Origin of the sequence: Ulvibacter antarcticus, from assembly GCF_003688405.1 — a bacterium.
GTDB classification, from domain to species: domain Bacteria; phylum Bacteroidota; class Bacteroidia; order Flavobacteriales; family Flavobacteriaceae; genus Ulvibacter; species Ulvibacter antarcticus.
In genome coordinates this window covers 763,891-781,079 of sequence record NZ_REFC01000011.1, presented here as the reverse complement: position 1 = coordinate 781,079, position 17,189 = coordinate 763,891, and the positions used below count along the sequence as shown (strand labels likewise).

16 protein-coding genes are annotated in these 17,189 nt (G+C 37.4%); 7 read left to right on the top strand and 9 right to left on the bottom strand.

Annotation, left to right across the window (positions count from 1 at the left end; translation table 11 throughout):
- Positions 1-7: 7 nt before the first annotated feature.
- Both BXY75_RS03740 and BXY75_RS03735 read left to right on the top strand, forming a co-directional pair.
- Positions 8-523, top strand: coding sequence for a DUF350 domain-containing protein (locus BXY75_RS03740; protein ID WP_121906348.1), 516 nt, complete (start codon positions 8-10; stop codon positions 521-523).
- A gap of 44 nt (positions 524-567) precedes the next feature.
- Positions 568-1,008, top strand: coding sequence for a YHS domain-containing (seleno)protein (locus BXY75_RS03735; RefSeq protein WP_121906347.1), 441 nt, complete (start codon positions 568-570; stop codon positions 1,006-1,008).
- A 96-nt stretch (positions 1,009-1,104) separates the two neighbouring features.
- On the opposite strand, the gene tyrS is transcribed toward BXY75_RS03735, so the two are convergent.
- Positions 1,105-2,403 (bottom strand): tyrosine--tRNA ligase, encoded by a 1,299-nt coding sequence (gene tyrS / locus BXY75_RS03730; protein ID WP_121906346.1) that lies wholly within the window; start codon positions 2,401-2,403, stop codon positions 1,105-1,107.
- A gap of 71 nt (positions 2,404-2,474) precedes the next feature.
- On the opposite strand from tyrS, the gene BXY75_RS03725 reads away from it, so the two are divergent.
- The gene (locus tag BXY75_RS03725; protein WP_245962910.1) at positions 2,475-3,512 is read left to right on the top strand and encodes an NAD-dependent epimerase/dehydratase family protein; all 1,038 of its coding nucleotides are present in this window, start codon (positions 2,475-2,477) and stop codon (positions 3,510-3,512) included.
- Here the strand turns inward: BXY75_RS03725 and BXY75_RS03720 are convergent.
- The 3 genes from BXY75_RS03720 to BXY75_RS03710 are packed head-to-tail and all read right to left on the bottom strand — an operon-like array spanning position 3,509 to position 6,056.
- On the bottom strand, positions 3,509-3,985 hold the full coding sequence (locus BXY75_RS03720; RefSeq protein ID WP_121906345.1) for a DUF4296 domain-containing protein: 477 nt from the start codon (positions 3,983-3,985) through the stop codon (positions 3,509-3,511). The two genes, BXY75_RS03725 and BXY75_RS03720, sit on opposite strands and share 4 nt — an antisense overlap.
- Positions 3,982-5,325: a dihydroorotase gene (locus tag BXY75_RS03715; protein ID WP_121906344.1), complete on the bottom strand. Its 1,344-nt coding sequence runs from the start codon at positions 5,323-5,325 to the stop codon at positions 3,982-3,984. The genes BXY75_RS03720 and BXY75_RS03715 overlap by 4 nt, the downstream gene beginning before the upstream one ends.
- The gene (locus tag BXY75_RS03710; protein WP_121906343.1) at positions 5,325-6,056 is read right to left on the bottom strand and encodes a polyprenol monophosphomannose synthase; all 732 of its coding nucleotides are present in this window, start codon (positions 6,054-6,056) and stop codon (positions 5,325-5,327) included. Before BXY75_RS03710 ends, BXY75_RS03715 begins: the two co-directional genes overlap by 1 nt.
- Positions 6,057-6,179: 123 nt before the next feature.
- Between BXY75_RS03710 and BXY75_RS17380 the strand changes: the two genes are divergently transcribed.
- Together BXY75_RS17380 and BXY75_RS03700 are read left to right on the top strand one after the other, a co-directional pair.
- Entirely contained in the window at positions 6,180-6,824 is a 645-nt protein-coding gene (locus BXY75_RS17380; RefSeq protein ID WP_170152841.1) for a DUF4271 domain-containing protein, read from the top strand.
- Positions 6,825-6,853: 29 nt separating this feature from the next.
- The gene (locus BXY75_RS03700) at positions 6,854-7,603 is read left to right on the top strand and encodes a uroporphyrinogen-III synthase (RefSeq protein WP_121906341.1); all 750 of its coding nucleotides are present in this window, start codon (positions 6,854-6,856) and stop codon (positions 7,601-7,603) included.
- A 102-nt stretch (positions 7,604-7,705) separates the two neighbouring features.
- Here BXY75_RS03700 and pckA read toward each other — a convergent pair whose 3' ends face one another.
- Both pckA and BXY75_RS03690 read right to left on the bottom strand, forming a co-directional pair.
- On the bottom strand, positions 7,706-9,307 hold the full coding sequence (pckA, locus tag BXY75_RS03695) for a phosphoenolpyruvate carboxykinase (ATP) (RefSeq protein ID WP_121906340.1): 1,602 nt from the start codon (positions 9,305-9,307) through the stop codon (positions 7,706-7,708).
- A 70-nt stretch (positions 9,308-9,377) separates the two neighbouring features.
- On the bottom strand, positions 9,378-9,776 hold the full coding sequence (locus tag BXY75_RS03690; protein ID WP_121906339.1) for a DUF423 domain-containing protein: 399 nt from the start codon (positions 9,774-9,776) through the stop codon (positions 9,378-9,380).
- Positions 9,777-9,845: 69 nt separating this feature from the next.
- Between BXY75_RS03690 and BXY75_RS03685 the strand changes: the two genes are divergently transcribed.
- Positions 9,846-11,216 carry a saccharopine dehydrogenase family protein gene (locus tag BXY75_RS03685; RefSeq protein WP_121906338.1) on the top strand — a complete coding sequence of 457 codons (1,371 nt, stop codon included), beginning with the start codon at positions 9,846-9,848 and terminating at the stop codon, positions 11,214-11,216.
- Between the two features lie 131 nt (positions 11,217-11,347).
- On the opposite strand, the gene BXY75_RS03680 is transcribed toward BXY75_RS03685, so the two are convergent.
- The 3 genes from BXY75_RS03680 to BXY75_RS03670 form a co-directional block, all read right to left on the bottom strand.
- A complete protein-coding gene (locus tag BXY75_RS03680) occupies positions 11,348-12,037 on the bottom strand; it encodes a zinc metallopeptidase (RefSeq protein ID WP_121906337.1) in 690 nt (229 codons plus the stop codon).
- Between the two features lie 117 nt (positions 12,038-12,154).
- The gene (locus BXY75_RS03675) at positions 12,155-15,160 is read right to left on the bottom strand and encodes a leucine--tRNA ligase (RefSeq protein WP_121906336.1); all 3,006 of its coding nucleotides are present in this window, start codon (positions 15,158-15,160) and stop codon (positions 12,155-12,157) included.
- An 87-nt stretch (positions 15,161-15,247) separates the two neighbouring features.
- Complete coding sequence (locus BXY75_RS03670; protein WP_170152840.1) at positions 15,248-16,126, bottom strand: UbiA family prenyltransferase; 879 nt, start codon at positions 16,124-16,126, stop codon at positions 15,248-15,250.
- A gap of 167 nt (positions 16,127-16,293) precedes the next feature.
- Here BXY75_RS03670 and BXY75_RS03665 point away from each other — a divergent pair, with 167 nt between their 5' ends.
- Positions 16,294-17,172, top strand: coding sequence for a cell division protein FtsX (locus BXY75_RS03665; RefSeq protein ID WP_121906334.1), 879 nt, complete (start codon positions 16,294-16,296; stop codon positions 17,170-17,172).
- Positions 17,173-17,189: the final 17 nt, after the last annotated feature.

The window sequence follows — 17,189 nt, the reverse complement described above, 5'->3', positions numbered from 1 at the left end:
TGAACTTATGAATACACAACTTTTTACCCTCGCGCTTCTGGAAATAATTATATCCATCATTGCCACAGTAGTGATCTTATTCATTTCATATAAAATTCTAAAATTACTCTTTTTTAAGAAAGACGACCTCACGCACGATAATCTCGCGGTGACTATTTTTATTTCCGGCGTAATTCTATCCACAGGAATTATCCTGAGTGAAATTTTGCCTTCGATTACCAATGTAATTCGTATTGCTGCCACTCATGAAGAAACTATCAATGCCATGTCCATTGTAAAATATTCAGGCTTGTATTTGTTTATCGGCTTTGTGGCTGCAATCCTTATCAACGCAGCTGTATTTTTACTTTTTTCCATGCTTACAAAACGGGTCAACGAATTCAGGGAAATTCAGCAAAACAACACTTCTGTAGCGATTTTAGTAGTCGCTATTTTAATAAGCATCACCTTAATTATTAAAGACGGGATTGCCTTATTAGTAAGTTCTATGGTACCGTATCCCGAGGTGACAAACTATCTGTAAGTAATTAGTAAATTTTCCGACTTAGTTGTTCTAAACAGTTTGTCATGAAGTTAGTTACGACTATAATATTTCTTTTTCTCAGTGCTTCTTTGTTTTCGCAACAAGACGTACATCTAAAAGATGGATTTGCTGCCGAAGGCTATGATGTCGTGGCGTACTATAATGATGGTGCGATGGAAGGTAATGAAAATTACATTTCAGATTATCAGGGTGTAAAGTATAAATTCTCCAGTGAATCAAATCAAGCTGCGTTTTTAAAAAACCCGGAAATGTATATTCCAGCGTATGGTGGCTATTGTGCTTATGCCATAGCCGATGATGGAAAAAAAGTAGGAATCAACCCCAAAACATATAAAATTATCGATGGTAAGCTGTATTTATTTTACAACAGCTGGGGTGCAAACACCCTCAAAAAATGGAATAAAGAAGGATCGGCTATGATGAAAGAAAAAGCCGACACCAATTGGAAAGCACTATTGAACTAGGGATGTTAAGACCCTGTTCATAGTTTGGTTGGTTATTGAGAAATCCCCGATTCGTAAGTTTATCGGGGATTTCTTTTTTTTGAGTTGTATCTAATATTATTTTACCTCTAGTATAAAATAGTTTTTCTTTCCTCTTTGTAGAAGTACGAAACGATTGTTAATCAAGTCTGACGCGGTTAAGGAATGTCCTTCCGAAACTTTCTCTCGATTTACAGAAATAGAATTTTCCTTTAAAGCGCGTCTCGCTTCACCGTTTGATTTTAAAAAACCCGTTTTCTCTGCTAATGCCGCTATGATATCAAGTCCGTTTTCCAATTCAGATTTGGATAATTCCGATTGTGGCACACCTTCGAAAACATCTAGAAAAGTTTGTTCATCCAACATTTTTAGATCTTCGGAAGTGGATTTTCCGAATAATATCTCTGAAGCTTTTACTGCTTTTTCATAAGCTTCCTCCCCATGTACTGTGGTGGTAACTTCTTTCGCCAAACGCTTCTGAAGCACTCTTATATGTGGCGCTTCTTGATGCTCAGCTACAAGACCATCGATCGTTTGTTTGTCTAAAAACGTAAATATTTTAATATATTTTTCAGCATCATCATCGCTCGAATTCAGCCAGTATTGGTAAAATTTATATGGCGATGTCCTTTTTGCATCCAGCCATACATTACCACCTTCGCTCTTTCCGAACTTACTTCCGTCACTCTTGGTTATCAATGGACAGGTTAGCGCATAGCCTTTGCCACCACCAATACGGCGAATTAATTCGGTTCCCGTGGTGATGTTCCCCCATTGGTCACTTCCCCCCATTTGGAGGGTGCAATCCAGGTTTTTGTACAAATGCAGAAAATCGTAGCCCTGCACCATTTGGTAAGTAAACTCAGTAAAAGACATTCCATCTACATTATCTCCTGTAAGTCTGCTCTTCACAGAATCCTTTGCCATCATATAATTCACGGTAATATGTTTCCCAACATCACGAATAAAATCCAGAAAAGAGAATTCCTTCATCCAGTCATAATTATTAACCATTACGGCCTCATTTTTCGCGCCGGAAGTAAAGTCTAAGAACTGCGATAGCTGGGTACGCACACACTCCTGATTGTGACGCAAAGTAGCTTCATCCAATAAATTTCGTTCTGAAGATTTGCCCGAAGGATCCCCTATCATTCCGGTTGCTCCCCCTACAAGTGCTACAGGTCTGTGGCCACAACGTTGATAAAAAGAAAGCAACATTATAGGTACCAAATTTCCAATATGCAATGAGTCTGCAGTAGGATCGAAGCCAATATAGGCGGAGCGCATTTGTTCCATAAGATGCTCCTCTGTTTCGGGCATCACATCGTGTACCATTCCTCTCCATTGTAACTCTTCGACGAAATTTTTAAGCTGCATTTTTTATCTTTTGCGCAAAGATAGTTTGATATTATAAAAGATAAAAGGGGATTCTAGTTTAACATTCTGAAATGACCTATTTTCGTGATATGATTTTAGTCACTGGTGGAACAGGTTTGGTAGGTTCTCATTTGTTGTATTCTCTTCTGAAGAACAACGAAACTGTTAGGGCGATCCATCGTAAATCCAGTGATTTGGAAGCTGTGAAAGAAGTTTTTAATTATTATACTGGAGCTTCAGAAGCTACCGAAACTCTTTTTAAAAAGATCGATTGGTTTGAAGCAGACATCACCGAAGTTCCGTCTCTTTCCGAAGCCTTTAAAAATATCACTCATGTTTATCATGCAGCAGCTTATATTAGTTTTGATGTAAAACATTTTTACAAGCTTAAAAAAGCAAATATTGAAGGTACCGCCAATGTGGTGAATCTATGTATTTCAAATAAGGTTGAAAAACTGTGTCATGTAAGTTCCATTGCAACTATGGGAGCAGGTCTTAACGGTGACACAATTTCTGAAGCTACCGAATGGAATTCCGAAGAAAAGAATAGTGTGTATTCTATCACAAAATATGGTGCCGAAATGGAAGTTTGGCGAGGTACTCAAGAGGGTTTAAATGTGGTAATTGTAAACCCCGGAATTATTCTAGGGTCAGGCTACTGGAATTCGGGTAGCGGGATTATTTTTAAATCGGTTGCCAAAGGAATTCCGTTTTACACGATTGGCGGGATTGGAATTGTCGATGTGCAGGATGTGGTTAAAGTTATGATTGCCTTAATGAAAAGTCCCGTTAAAAATGAACGCTTTGTACTGGTAAGTAAAAGTATTTATTACAAAGAATTACTGACTGAAATTGCGCTTCAACTAAATAAAAAACCACCACGAAAAAAAGCTGCAAAATGGGTGCTAACAGTTTTTAGTAAATTAGATTGGCTGTCGCATATTCTCTTCCGAAGCAAGCGAAAATTACTTAAATCTACTGTCAATTCCTTGTACAAAATATCATTTTACGACGCATGCAAAATCGAAAAAGAACTCGATTTTCAGTTTACACCCTATCCTAAGACCTTAGAAAGGGTCTCAAAAAATTTCTTAAAAAAAGGAAATTAATTCTGAATTGGTTCTCCCAATCCGGAAAGTACTTGAATAGTATCTTTCTGCTTTATTTGTGTAGTATCTGTTTCTACACCGTCAATACTATCCTTTATACGTCTCTCCTCTTCTTCTCGCTTCTTAATAATTTCGGCAATGCTATCAACTCTTATTTTCAACAGCTCTACACGCTCCTGAACTTTCATAAACAAGCCATTATAAGTATTCAATTCTGAAGTATAAAATGCATTACTTTCAGCGAATTGCAGACTATCAATGCGAAATTTCTTATAGATAAAAGAATCTGGCATGATCTTACTTTTTAACAGCACTCGATTGTCTGTACTACGCGCTGCATTGATTAGATATACCTCAGTAAGGATATCGACCATTTCGTTCTCAGGTATTAAATTTTCAGGTCTTTCCGGACGTTTTACGTCCTGACAACCTATAAAAAACAAGATTACAACTAAAGTAAGGAAATATTTCATGAGCGGTTAAAAGTTAGTCGCTCCGGCTGACTTGCATTTGGATATTTACCATTTTCATATACGAGAATTCCGTTGACGAACGTATGCGTCACTCTCGACTTAAACGTAGTGCCTTCAAAGGGAGACCAACCACATTTGTATGCAATGTTTTCCTTATTCACGGTCCAAGGTGATTGTGGATTCACCAAAACAAGATCTGCTTTGTACCCTTTTTTAATATAGCCTCTGTCTTTTATCTGAAACAAAATCGCAGGGTTATGAGCAGTTTTCTCCACTAGTTTTTCCACGGAAATATAACCCTTGTGATGCATTTCGAACAAAGCATCAAGGGCATGTTGTACAAGAGGTCCTCCTGAAGGAGCCTTTGTATAGACATTGTTCTTTTCATCCATAGTGTGCGGGGCATGATCTGTTGCGATCACATCTATCCTGTCATCGTTCAGTGCCTTCCAAAGCCCATCCTTGTCCTTTTGGGTTTTCACAGCAGGATTCCACTTAATACTGGTCCCTTTTGTTTTGTAGTCCTCATCGGTAAACCATAAATGATGTACACATACTTCGGCAGTAATTTTCTTTTCTGAAAGAGGCTTTTTATTGCTGAATAAATGCGTTTCCTTTTCGGTAGATACATGAAACACATGCAGTCTCGCCCCTGTTTTCTTTGCAAGTTCGATGGCTTTTGAAGAGGAAATATAACAAGCTTCTTCACTTCGGATTAATGGATGCATTTCAATGGGAATATCTTCACCATATTTGGCAGTGTATTTCGCCATATTCTCGCGAATAGTCGCCTCATCTTCACAATGTGCCGAGATAAGTAATTTTGTTTTGCTAAAGATCTCTTCTAAGATATCCGGATCATCCACAAGCATATTCCCTGTTGAAGAACCTAGAAACAACTTTAATCCAGCCACTTTATTTTCATCAACTTTTAGGATTTCCTCCAGATTATCGTTGGTTCCTCCAAACATAAACGAATAATTAGCCCAGGAAGTTTCACTTGCTATTTTAAATTTATCCTCTAATAAATCGATAGTAGTCGCTTGTGGAAAAGTATTGGGCATTTCAATATAGGAAGTGATTCCTCCTGCTACTGCAGCCTTAGACTCTGTTGCAATCGTTGCCTTGTGGGTAAGTCCCGGTTCTCTAAAATGCACCTGATCATCGATCATCCCGGGCACCAAATAACAGCCATCCGCATCTATTACCTTGGTATTGGCAGATTTAACACTAATACTATCCGATACTTCGGCAATACGATCGTCTTGAATAAGCACATCTCCTCTTCGGATCTTGCCTTCATTTACGATTTGAGCATTTTTAATTAAAATTGGATTCATTAAATGTCGATACTGTTAAATAAACTTTTTATTTTCATTGTGATTACTCCAAAAATCGCTTCGGAAATAATCCCCGAACTCATTTTAGATTCACCTTTGGTTCGATCGGTGAAAATCACCGGCACCTCTTTTATTTTAAATTTACTGAGGTAGGTTTTAAATTTCATTTCAATCTGAAACGCATATCCTACAAACTGTATTTTATCAAGATTTATTTTCTCTAACACCTGTCTTCTATAACAAATAAAACCGGCGGTAGTATCGTAAATATTCATTCCTGTAATAAATTGAACATATTTTGAAGCTCCCCATGACATTAACACTCGACTCATTGGCCAGTTTACCACATTCACTCCATTCACATATCTGGAGCCGATTGCCATGTCGAATCCATCTCTGGCACACGCATTGTACAAACGGATGAGATCGTTCGGATTGTGAGAAAAATCGGCATCCATTTCAAATATATAATCATATTCTTTTTCCAAAGCCCATTTAAATCCGGCGATATAGGCAGTACCTAATCCCAATTTACCTTTCCTTTTTAACAAAAACACATTATTTGGAAAGTCTTCCTTCACCTTTTCAACTGCATCTGCCGTTCCATCAGGAGAGTTGTCATCCACCACTAGAATATCGAAATTCCTCTGAAGAGCAAATATATTGCGAAGCAGCCGTTCTATATTTTCGATCTCATTAAAAGTAGGTATCACCACTAAGGCTTTGGACATGCTCCTTTTTTAACGCAAATGTACCGTTTTTTAGCAAAATATATGCCTGTCAATTTCTAATTGAAGCTCTTTTAGTACGATTTAATTTGCAGTACCTTTGCAAAAAATAAAGGCTCCTATATCTTGGAACGTTATATCGAATCATTAGACTGGATTACACTATTGCTAGTTAGTTGTTTGGTACTATATGCTGTAGCTAAGTCAAGCTATCCCAGAAGGTTTCACGAATTTATTATGCTACCTTTAAACAGCAAGTACTTTTTTGTACACGGTAAAAACGATGACATAAAGCATCCTTTTAATTTACTGCTATTTATTGCACAAGTAATATCTGTATCCCTATTTATATTTCTTTACGTTAAAATAAAAAGTCCGAATATATTAGAATCAAATCCTTGGCTCTTTGTACAGATTTGTTCTGCTTATACTTTTTTTGTGCTTATCAAGTTAATACTTGAGAAGATAGTTGGCACAATTTTTAATCTGGATACCATCATAAATTCTTATTTGTACCAAAAACTGAGTTATCGAAATTTAATGTCGATTTTGCTTTTTATAGGTAATCTTATTTTCTTTTATGCTGTCGATCCAACCTTAAATCTTATCACCATTTTTGTTGTTTTAATCATACTACTTAATTGTATCGCTTTGTATAACAGTTATAAAACTTTTGGAAATTTGATTTTAAGCAATTTCTTCTATTTTATTTTGTATCTTTGCGCTCTTGAAATTTCACCTTATATTATTTTATATAAGGCGTTTCAATAAAGTAGTAAGGACCATTAAACCCTGATTATATGAAAGTGAAAACTATTTTAGTCTCGCAACCTGAACCAAAGGTGGAGAATTCTCCGTATTTCGATCTAATTGAAAGACAGAAGGTTAAAATAGACTTCATTCCTTTTATTCATGTGGAAGGAGTTTCCGGAAAAGATGTTCGCTCACAAAAAATCGACCTTACCAAATTTACGGCTATCATTCTAACAAGTAGAAATGCTGTGGATCATTTTTTCAGAATTGCGGAAGAACTTAGATTTAAAGTTCCCGATTCGATGAAATATTTTTGTCTTAGTGAAGCTGTTGCTTATTATCTTCAGAAGTATGTGGTATATAGAAAACGAAAAATTTATGTTGGAAAACGTACTTTTTCTGAACTCGCACCACTCATCAAAAAATATAAGAACGAACAGTTCTTATTACCTTCATCAGACAAATTAAAACCTGAAATTCCGACAATACTAAATGAGTTGAAAGTAGATTGGAAACCATCTGTTTTTTACAAAACTGTGGTAAGCGACCTAAGCAATCTTAGAGATGTTTATTACGACATCCTTGTCTTCTTCAGCCCTAGTGGAATTGAATCCTTATTCGAGAATTTTCCCGATTTCGAACAAAAGGAAACGCGAATTGCTGTCTTTGGTAATACAACCGTAAAAGCTTCCGTAGAAAAAGGACTTAGAGTCGACATTCAGGCCCCGACACCAGAAACACCTTCGATGACGATGGCACTTGAAAAATACATCAAAGAAGCTAATAATAAGAAATAGTAATCTAACTCGAGATAGGGTTATTTGAGCTAAAACTTGAAAAGTCTAAATTAAAAAGCTTGCCATCTCTGGCAAGCTTTTTTTATACAGTTAAACTGATACTTATTTCGAAATAGGCGCTCCTGCCATTATTTCGTCATTGGCATACTCCTTAAATTTGGCGAAGTTTTCTTTAAAAGATACGGCCAATTCATTTGCTTGAATATCGTAAGCCTTCTGGTTTTTCCAAGTTCCTTTCGGATTCAAAACCTCCATAGGCACATCTGGGCAACTTTGAGGCACTTCCAATCCAAAAATAGGATGCTTTACATATTCCACATCACCAAGCTCTCCTTCTAAAGCGGCAGTAATCATGGCACGTGTGAATTTTAATTTCATTCTGCTTCCAATTCCGTAAGGTCCACCTGTCCATCCGGTATTGACCAACCATACATTTACACCAGCATCTTTCATCTTCTTACTTAACATCTCAGCGTACTTTGTAGGATGCAGCGGCATAAAGGGAGCACCAAAACAAGCTGAAAAGCTAGGTGTTGGTTCGTTAATTCCTTCTTCCGTACCCGCTACTTTCGCTGTATAACCACTAATAAAGTGATACGCAGCCTGACCTGGAGTAAGTTTTGATATTGGAGGCAATACTCCAAATGCATCTGCTGTTAAAAAGAAAATATTTTTTGGATTCTTACCAATTGAAGGTTCTTGAATATTATCAATATGATAAATAGGATAACTTACACGAGTGTTCTGAGTAATGGAAGTATCTGCATAGTCTACGACTCCATTCTCATCCATTACTACATTTTCAAGAATCGCACCCGGCTTAATTGCGTTAAAAATATCAGGTTCATTCTCTTCGGAAAGATTAATCACTTTCGCGTAACATCCTCCTTCAAAATTAAAGATAGTATTTTCGGCAGTCCATCCATGTTCATCATCACCTATCAGTTTTCTTTTTGGATCTGCAGACAAAGTGGTTTTACCAGTTCCTGAAAGACCAAAGAAAATTGCTGTTTCACCATTCTTACCAACGTTGGCAGAACAGTGCATAGGCATTGTATTTTTATCGACCGGTAAAATAAAGTTCAAAGCCGAAAAGATTCCTTTTTTGATCTCACCGGTATAACCAGTACCACCAATCAAGGCAATTTTTTTTGTAAAGTTAAGAATAGCGAAGTTGTGTTGGCGAGTTCCGTCTACTTCAGGGTCGGCCATAAATCCAGGTGCATTTACAATGAGCCATTCAGGGTCGAAATTCTCTAACTCAGCCTCTGTTGGTCGTAAAAACATATTGTATGCGAACATATTCGACCATGGATACTCGGTTATTACCCGAATATTTAACTTATAAGCCTCATCCGCACATGCGTAGCTATCTCTTACATAAACATCCTTTTCAGAAAGATAATTTGTTACCTTATCGTACAATCTATCGAACATATCGACAGGAAAAGGAATGTTGATATTCCCCCACCATACTTTATCTCTGGTGATATCGTCTTTTACAATGAAACGATCCTTTGGTGATCTACCGGTGAATTCTCCTGTATTTACTGCAAGAGTCCCATTGTCGGCTTCTTCGCCTTGATCCTTTCTTAATGTTTCATTGTGAAGTTCCTCTGAGGATAGTTGATACTTTACTGAGGCATTCTTGATTCCGTATTTGTTAAGCGAAATCGTTTTCGTAGTTTGGTTTTTAGTGACCATACTTAGTTTTAATTGTTGTGGGTACAAAAATAATAAATCTGATAGAGAAAATCTCTTTAAAAAAATATAATTATCCCCTTTTAATTGTTAATAATCCATATCCCAATCGCAGCCAACCTAGAATGAAAAGTAGACCGCCAATTGGTGTAATAGGCCCTAGAAAACTAACGTTAAATGATAGCAGTTGTTTTATAGAAAGCAAATAAATTGAACCGGAGAAGAAAATAATTCCGAAGAGAAAAAACCAAAACACTATTTTCTTCACTTTTGAAGGTATTTGAGTAGATAAGCCTAATATTAAGATGGCCAGACTATGATACATCTGATAACGAACCCCTGTTTCGAAGGTAGATAGAGACTCTTGAGACAACATTTCTTTTAATCCATGGGCTCCAAAAGCTCCCAACCCTATAGTTATGGCAGCCAAAATACAGGCAACAACCACGATTTTTTTATCAAATTTATTCATAGTGTACGATACATTTTAGTACTTTCGTGCATTAAGATTAAGGCTACAAAGTTAACCAAAAACCTACGGATGAGAAACATTTTAATCATTGGAGCAGGACGCTCGGCTACTAGTTTAATAAAGTACTTATTAGACAAATCTGAAGCTGAAGAGTTATTTATCACTATTGGCGATATCTCTATACAAAATGCACAAAAGTTCACTTCAGACCACCCAAATGCAAGAGGCATTCTACTTGATGTTTTCAATGACCCCCAACGCCGTGAAGCTGTTGAAAATAGTGACATAGTAATATCGATGCTACCCGCGCGTTTCCACATAGAAGTAGCCAGAGATTGTATTGAATTCGGGAAACATTTGGTGACTGCGTCTTATATAAGTGACCAAATGCAGATGCTCCATCCAAAAGCAAAAGCAAAAGGACTGGTTTTTATGAATGAGATCGGACTCGATCCCGGAATAGACCATATGAGCGCCATGCAAGTGATAGACAGGATTCGTGCGCAAGGCGGAAAAATGCTTTTATTTGAATCATTTACCGGTGGTTTAATCGCTCCGGAAAGTGATAATAATTTATGGAATTACAAATTCACATGGAACCCTAGAAATGTGGTACTTGCAGGACAAGGTGGAGCGGCAGAGTTTATACAGGAAGCGAAATTCAAGTACATTCCTTACCATAGATTGTTTAGACGTACAGAATTTATTGATATTGAAGGTCATGGAAAATTTGAAGTCTATGCCAATCGAAATTCACTAAAATACCAGTCGGTATACGGACTCAAAGATATTTTAACGCTTTATAGAGGTACCATACGAAGAGTTGGGTTTAGTAAAGCTTGGAATATGTTCGTGCAATTAGGGATGACAGATGATAGCTATATAATGCCAGATTCTGAAAATTTATCCTACCGTGCATTTGTAAACGCATTTCTACCCTATTCACCAACAGATACGGTGGAACTTAAGCTTCGGCATAACTTGAAGATTGAGCAAGACGACCTTATGTGGGAAAAACTGGAGGAGCTGGACATCTTTAATCCAGACAAGTTTATCGGAATAAAAGATGCTACACCAGCAATGGCACTTCAGAAGATATTAGAAGATAAGTGGACGCTCGATAAAAAAGACAAGGACATGATCGTTATGTACCATAAGTTTGGATACGAGCTTAATGGAAAAAAACATCAAATCGACAGCAATATGGTATTGGTAGGTGAAGACCAAACCTATACTTCGATGGCGAAAACAGTTGGCTTACCCGTCGCCATTGCTGCACTTAAAATACTCAATGAAGAAATTACGACTCCCGGAGTTCAGCTTCCAATAAACAAGGAGGTATACGAACCTATTCTAAAGGAATTGGAAGACTTCGGAATTATTTTCAAAGAGAAAGAAACTATGTATTTAGGCTATAATCCTGATAATATTGTAGGGTAAAAGCAATCAATTTCTTCCGAAGCATCCAGAAATAAAAATTAGTTAGGTTGTCTGGTGGAGTTCTTCGACTCTAGTCTATCCTGAGCATAGTCGAAGGACTCGACCTGACATATATTTTCAGAATTCTTAAATTATCTTCGGTTTAAGAAAATACTTATAAAATACAATAAGGTGGCTAAAGACCCAAGAGCCGCTACCACATAGGTGCGGGCTGCCCATTTCAAAGCATCTTTGGCACCAGCATGTTCTTCTTGCGTGACCATGTTTTTTTGCTCTAACCATGCCAACGCACGATTACTCGCATCAAACTCTACAGGTAAAGTTATAAAGGCAAAGGCCGTAGTTACTGCAAAAAGTAAAATCCCAACTAAGAAAATAGTATTTCCAATCATGGATCCAGTGACCGATAAAACCAAACCAGCCATGATCACAAAATTCGACAGTTTCGAGGAAATTCCGACAGCAGGAACAATTGCAGATCGCATTTTTAACCAACTATAAGCCGTGGCATGTTGAACTGCATGACCGCATTCATGAGCTGCTACTGCGGCTGCGGCTGCATTGCGCTCCATATAAACAGGCTCACTTAAATTTACTGTTTTATTCGCAGGATTATAATGATCTGTAAGTTGCCCCGCCACCGAAATCACCTTTACATCTGTGATCCCATTATCGGCGAGCATTTTTTCGGCGATTTCCTTACCGCTCATTCCATTTTGCAATTGTACTTTAGAATAATGCTTAAACTTACTTTTAAGTTTATTACTCACATACATGCTTACTAGAAAGATGATTCCTGCTAAAATATAATATCCTATCATATCTACTCCCGCAAAGACGGGTCTTTTAAATTATTAATTCAAACACAATCCACAAAAGATCGCTATTAATCTAAGGTATATTGCTTGCATTAAAGATAGCAAATACTGTGCAATTTTTTAACCTACTATGTTTACGATCTTACCCGGCACAACAATTACCTTCTTAGGGGTACGACCCTCCAAATACTGCTGTGTTTTCTCATGTGCCATTACGGCAGCCTCGATGTCATCTTTACTCAAATCTAAGGCTAGTTCGAGCGTAAAACGCATTTTTCCGTTAAAAGAAATAGGATACTCCTTACTACTTTCAACCAAATGTGAAGCATCAAATTTTGGAAAAGCCACAGCCGAAATACTCTTTTCATGTCCCATTTTACTCCATAATTCTTCTGCAATATGAGGCGCATAGGGTGAGATCAGCACTAATAGCGGTTCTAAAACTTCCTTAGAATTACATTTTTGGGAAGAAAGCTCATTAACGGCGATCATAAAAGTGGAAACTGAAGTATTAAAACTAAAGTTCTCTATATCTTCTTGTACTTTCTTAATAGTCTTATGAAGGATTTTCAAGCTTTCTTTTGAAGCCTTCTCTTCGGAAATATTCAAGCTTTCATCTGCTCCGTTATAGTATAATTTCCAAAGTTTTTTCAAGAAACTATGTACTCCCGTAATCCCGGCAGTACTCCATGGTTTTGCCTGCTCCAACGGACCTAAAAACATCTCATACATGCGCAAGGTGTCAGCACCGTATTGCTTACAAATATCGTCGGGATTAACCACATTGTATTTGGATTTAGACATCTTTTCTACCTCGCGTGAAACTTTGAAAATTCCATCGGTCTCAGTAATAAAATCTGCATCTTTAAATTCTTCTCTCCAACTTCGGAAAGCATCAAGGTCCAATTCATTTTGCAGATTTACTAAAGAAACATCTGCATGAAGAGGCACGATCTGAATCTTAAATTTTTCAAATTCCGAAGAATTAACCCATCCTTTTTCTTCGAGATAGGCATGTATTAAACGTTTAAATCCTTCATCATTACCTAATTCATAACTAGTGTCTAAAAAGGAAATCTTTTGTGAATTGGAAATAAACAAATTGCGAGGTAATAGTTGCCCCAATTCCTTGTGATCCGTAATAAAATTAACTCGGTTTACAAACGCACTCTCCCCTAGGATCATTCCCTGATTGATCAACTTTTTAAAAGGTTCTTCCACTGGTACATGTCCAAGGTCATTCAAGACCTTCACCCAAAAACGGCTATATAATAAATGTCCGGTAGCATGTTCACTTCCACCTAAATACAGATCAACATTCTCCCAATAGTTCATCGCTTCTTCCGAAGCTAAGGCTTTATGATTATGCGCATCCATATAGCGGAACATATAGCAACTACTACCTGCCCAGCCCGGCATTGTATTCAATTCTAAAGGGAAAACTGTCTTGTGGTCAATCAACTGGTTACTAACCACTGCAGCCTGAGAAATATCCCATGCCCATACATCAGCACGTCCCAAAGGTGGCTCTCCAGTATCGGTGGGTAAATATTTTTCAATCTCAGGAAGTGAAAGCGGCAAATGTTCTAAATCGATCATTTGAGGCAACCCGTTTTTATAATATACCGGGAAGGGTTCACCCCAATATCGCTGGCGTGAAAATACAGCATCACGTAGTCGATAGTTGATTTTTCCTTCACCTGCGTTCTTAGCCTCTAATGCTTCAATCGCTTTGGTGGTTGCTTCAGAATAGCTGAGACCATTTAGGAAATCACTATTCGCGATTACCGTATTATCTTTATCAGAATAAGCTTCTTCAGAAATATCAACACCTTCAAAAATATTCGGAATAGAAAGACCAAAATGTTTAGCAAAATCGTAATCCCGCTGATCCCCGCAAGGAACGCTCATAACGGCACCTGTTCCATAGCCTGCTAATACATAATCCCCAATCCAAATTGGAATCTCCTCTCCAGAAAAAGGATGTACTGCATACGAACCTGTAAACACACCGCTAATCGTTTTTACATCTGCCATCCGTTCACGTTCACTTCGTTTTGATGTGGCATCGATGTATTTTCCTACGTCAATTCTTTGCTCAATCGTGGTAAGGCCATCAACTAAATCATGTTCGGGAGCCAAAGTCATAAAACTCACTCCGAAAATAGTATCCGGGCGCGTGGTAAATACGTCGATAACCTCATCCCTATCTTTTACTTTAAAAGTAACACTAGCTCCTTTCGATCGGCCTATCCAATTGGTTTGAGTATCCTTTAAAGGCTGTGGCCAATCAATTTTATCCAGACCATCCAGCAACCGTTGGGCGTAGGCAGTGATACGCATACTCCATTGCGTCATCTTTTTACGAATCACCGGGAAACCTCCACGTTCTGATACGCCATTTACAATCTCATCGTTCGCGAGCACCGTTTTTAATTGCGGACACCAATTGACTTCTGTTTCCGCCAAGTAGGTAAGTCGGTATTTTAGCAGTGTTTTTTCTTTTTTCTCTTCGGAAAAGGAATTCCATTGTTTGGCTGAAAAGGTAGCAGTATCCAAATCGCATGAAGCGACGATACCCTCATTTCCTTCTTCAGAAAAAACCTTAACTAATTCTGAAATTGGAAAAGCTTTTTCGTGAGTTTTGCAATACCAGGATTCGAACAATTGAATGAAAATCCACTGTGTCCATTTATAGTAATTAGGATCTGAAGTCCGAACTTCACGACTCCAATCGAATGAGAATCCAATCTGATCCAGCTGTTTTCTGTAACCTTCAATTTTATTTCCCAGATTATCAATCCCACCTTCAATATTAGCCTTGGTGGTTTGAGCCGGATGTTGTCCCGTCTGAATTGCATATTGTTCAGCGGGCAGTCCGAAGCTATCATAGCCCATTGGATGTAGCACATTGAAGCCTTGATGACGTTTGTATCTGGAGTAAATATCACTGGCAATATAACCTAATGGATGCCCAACATGAAGCCCTGCGCCCGACGGATAAGGGAACATATCCAATACATAATATTTTGGTTTGTCACTATTATTCTCTGCCTTAAAAGTCTGATTTTCGGCCCAGTATTGTTGCCATTTGGCTTCTAAATCGTTAAAGTGATATTTGCTCATTGCTGTGATTTTCAAGATGACCTGCCTTATCGGGCAAATCGGTGCAAATTTAGGATTTCTAAGTAGAAGTGTTGAACTTAATTGTAATTAATAGACTGGATGCATTAATTTTCCGGAGTACAATATCCAGATCATGGAAAGTATCGCAGAAACATTCATGGCAATCCCGAACAATTTCATTTGATTCAAATTATACGGGGCATCTTTGAATATAAAAAACACATCGATTAACAACCAAAGTGCAAATACTGCAAGAAATCCGGACAACACATAATCTTCAAACCAAACGATTAAAATTATCACTTCGATAAATAGTAAGAACAGCATTAGGAATTTTGTTCTTTTTCTGCCAATTAGGGTTGCAGTCGTTCTTTTTCCAGCTAGGCGATCAGGTTCAATATCCATGATTTCCCCTGCGATATGTGCCTGAAATGCAAAAAACGATAAGTACACAATTGTCTGCCATGGGATCATACTGAGATCATTTAATAACACACTAAAAAAAGCAGTGAAAACATATCCGATTTGAATACATATCTCAAACGGAGGTTTTTCTTTAAATCTGAAGGGTTCAAAATTATACGCAATATTTATTGCAATCATAAATAGTAGCAACAACAGCATTTCCCAACCGCCAACAATAGTAAAATAAACAATAAATGGTAAAATTAGAACAGCAATTCTTAGTGGTACTGAAGCCAGTTGTACCTTGGAAGCCTTAGCGCCAAACAAGAAATTCCCCTTTCGTTCATTTACCGAATCGGCTTCGATATCGTTATAATCATTAAGGCCATAGACTAAATAATTTAATGGGAAAGTCACAAAGAAGAAACCAATCCAAAAGTTGGTATGTGTCCAAAAGGAATCATCGAAATTAAATGGCACCAGATATATCCATATCGTGGGAAACCACAATCCAGGGCGAGAAATTTTTAAATCCTGTAGAATTCTATTGATATCGGTCACGTTTACAATTTCAAATGTAGGGCAATTTTAATAGATCTTATTGAAAAATATCAGATCAAAACGTCAAAGTAGTGGAGGTAATTTATAACAATTTTGAAAGATTAATCGTTAGTACATCACAGATACAAAAATCCTTGTATTTTTGTGCTGGCAATCAATTACAATCTATGGCATCATCTTTTGAAAAGTATCAAAAACGCAGGCTTATCTCGTCTTATTTCTCTGTTGTAATAAGCATCTCTTTAGTACTATTTCTATTAGGTTTGTTGGGGCTCTTGGTACTCAATACTAAAAAAGTAGCAGATCATTTTAAGGAAAAAATTGCACTTACAGTTTATTTAAAAGATACAGCCAAGGAGGTTGAAATCACCCAATTGAAACAGAGTCTGGCGTTAGCAGAATACACTAAAACTGCCGAATATATCTCAAAAGAGCAGGCTGCCGAAGAACATAGTGCTACAATTGGAGAAAATTTCATGGAGTTTTTGGGTTACAATCCGCTTCAGAATAGCATCGACGTTTATTTATTAGCCGATTATGTCTCTCCTGAAAAACTGGAAGAGATTACAACTGAATTAATTTCTAAGAATTTTGTGGATGAAGTCGTATACGACAAACCTTTAATCGCACTTCTGAATGACAATGTAAAAAAGATAAGTTTATGGGTTTTAATTATTAGCTCTCTATTTACATTTATCGCTGTATTACTCATAAATAGCTCGATTCGACTTTCGGTATATGCAAAAAGGTTTACGATAAAAACCATGCAAATGGTAGGTGCCACCAAACGATTTATTCGTCGGCCATTTATTTGGAAAAGTGTTAAGCTGGGGATGTTGGGCGCTGTGTTGGCAATGATTGGAATGGCTTTAGTGCTTTATTACTTAAACAAAACCTTCCCACAATTGCAGTTGCTTCAGGACAAAGTTATGATAGGAGCCTTGTTTGCATTTATTTTTCTAATGGGCCTTTTTATTACCTGGTTAAGCACATATTTTGCTACACAACGCTTCTTAAACCTTAGAACCGATGAGCTCTATTATTAAGTATTGTTGCCTGGATC